Genomic DNA, 1,345 nt, shown 5'->3' on the forward strand with positions numbered 1-1,345 from the left:
AACGAAATAGTTTGCTGAAATTATTGTATGCAGGGATACTAAAAGCGTCTGAGCGATGGACACATCCGGTGCAGAATTGGAACCTCACACTGTCGCAGTTGGCAATCCATTTTGAGGGTCGACTGGATGATCACATCGCGCTATGATTTTTAGCTGACACAGAATATTGAACACCCTCTACTCCGTTATTGTGAGTCCCTAATTTCCAGAACATAACGTCCCGTATTTAGAACTCTACTCACTTGCTACTTTATTAATTGCAAAAAGGATCGGAAGTTTGAACCGCCAGCCGCTTGTTGCCACTCAAACAACAAGGCTTCGACCAAGGTGATCCAAGCACCATGTTGCTGCATCATCGCAATACCGGTTTGATAATGTGAGGCGTCACACGATGAGGTTGCATCGGTGACCAAGTGAACGTGATAGTGGGCTCTGAGCAGATCGCAAGCCGTTTGATACACACAAATATGTGTTTCGATACCACATAAAATAACCTGCTTGCGGTTAAGTGAACTCAACATCTGTTCAACTTGAGGCTCGACATAGGCGCTAAAGGCTTGCTTGGCAATCGGCGTGTTATTTGGCATGAGGTCGGCGAGAGCGAGGTTGTTGGTCCAAGCTTGTCAGGTAGTTGCTCCACCCAGATCACAGGTACGTCGAAATGTTCACATGCACGTAGTAGCTGCGCGATTTTTTGGTGTAGCTCTTTACTTCCCACCACTTTTTGCGCCAACTTACCTTGCACATCGACCAACAAGACCACTGCATTTTCGGTGTTTATCATTCTAGTATCCGTCATTCCGCAGCCAATTAATGAATTAAAATAGTGTGATCTAGCGATCATTTACAGATTTTAGTGTCACAGACCTCTTGACCGTGGTCCCCAGTTTTGATCTATTACTGTTATTTAACGGTCGCTTATTATGCCTGCTCCTCAACCTGTTATTAAACGTCTCGATCACCTAGGCTAATCGCTGCTTTTTGTCATGAAATTGGCTTACCAGATATTATCGACCGTATCATTCCTAAGTACTCCGAGCACAAGGTTTCGCATGGTGATGCCGTCTTAGCGATGATCCTAAATGGGCTGGGTTTTCATAGTAGAACCCTGCATATGTTCTCCGATTTTTTCGAAACGAAACCCGTCTCCAAACTGCTAGCCAAAGACATTGAAGCGCACCATTTAACGGATGATGTGCTTGGGCGCACGCTTGATGCTTTATATGAAGCAGATGTATCCGTACTTTATCAAGTGATTGCTGAGCATGTTGTTGATAAGCTTGGTCTTAAAACGGACTCTGTCCATCTTGATATCACAAGCTTCCATGTTGATGGAGAGTACGTC

The 1,345-nt window shown here is 44.7% G+C and carries 1 protein-coding gene and 2 pseudogenes; 2 read left to right on the forward strand and 1 reads right to left on the reverse strand.

The window, feature by feature from the left end:
• Window positions 1-146: pseudogene (locus DZ54_RS25030) on the forward strand (IS256 family transposase); the annotation flags it as partial.
• 99 nt (window positions 147-245) lie between these two features.
• On the opposite strand, the gene DZ54_RS25630 reads toward DZ54_RS25030, so the two are convergent.
• Window positions 246-587 carry an isochorismatase family protein gene (locus DZ54_RS25630; RefSeq protein ID WP_205619430.1) on the reverse strand — a complete coding sequence of 114 codons (342 nt, stop codon included), beginning with the start codon at window positions 585-587 and terminating at the stop codon, window positions 246-248.
• Between the two features lie 336 nt (window positions 588-923).
• Here DZ54_RS25630 and DZ54_RS24450 point away from each other — a divergent pair.
• Window positions 924-1,345: pseudogene (locus DZ54_RS24450) on the forward strand (IS1634 family transposase); the annotation flags it as partial.

The organism is Salinivibrio socompensis S35 (genome assembly GCF_000513715.1).
Classification (GTDB): Bacteria; Pseudomonadota; Gammaproteobacteria; order Enterobacterales; family Vibrionaceae; genus Salinivibrio; species Salinivibrio socompensis.

Bases quoted from the DNA above. Each gene is read 5' to 3' on its own strand.
- DZ54_RS25630 (WP_205619430.1), bottom strand. From the start codon at position 587: ATGCCAAATAACACGCCGATTGCCAAGCAAGCCTTTAGCGCCTATGTC.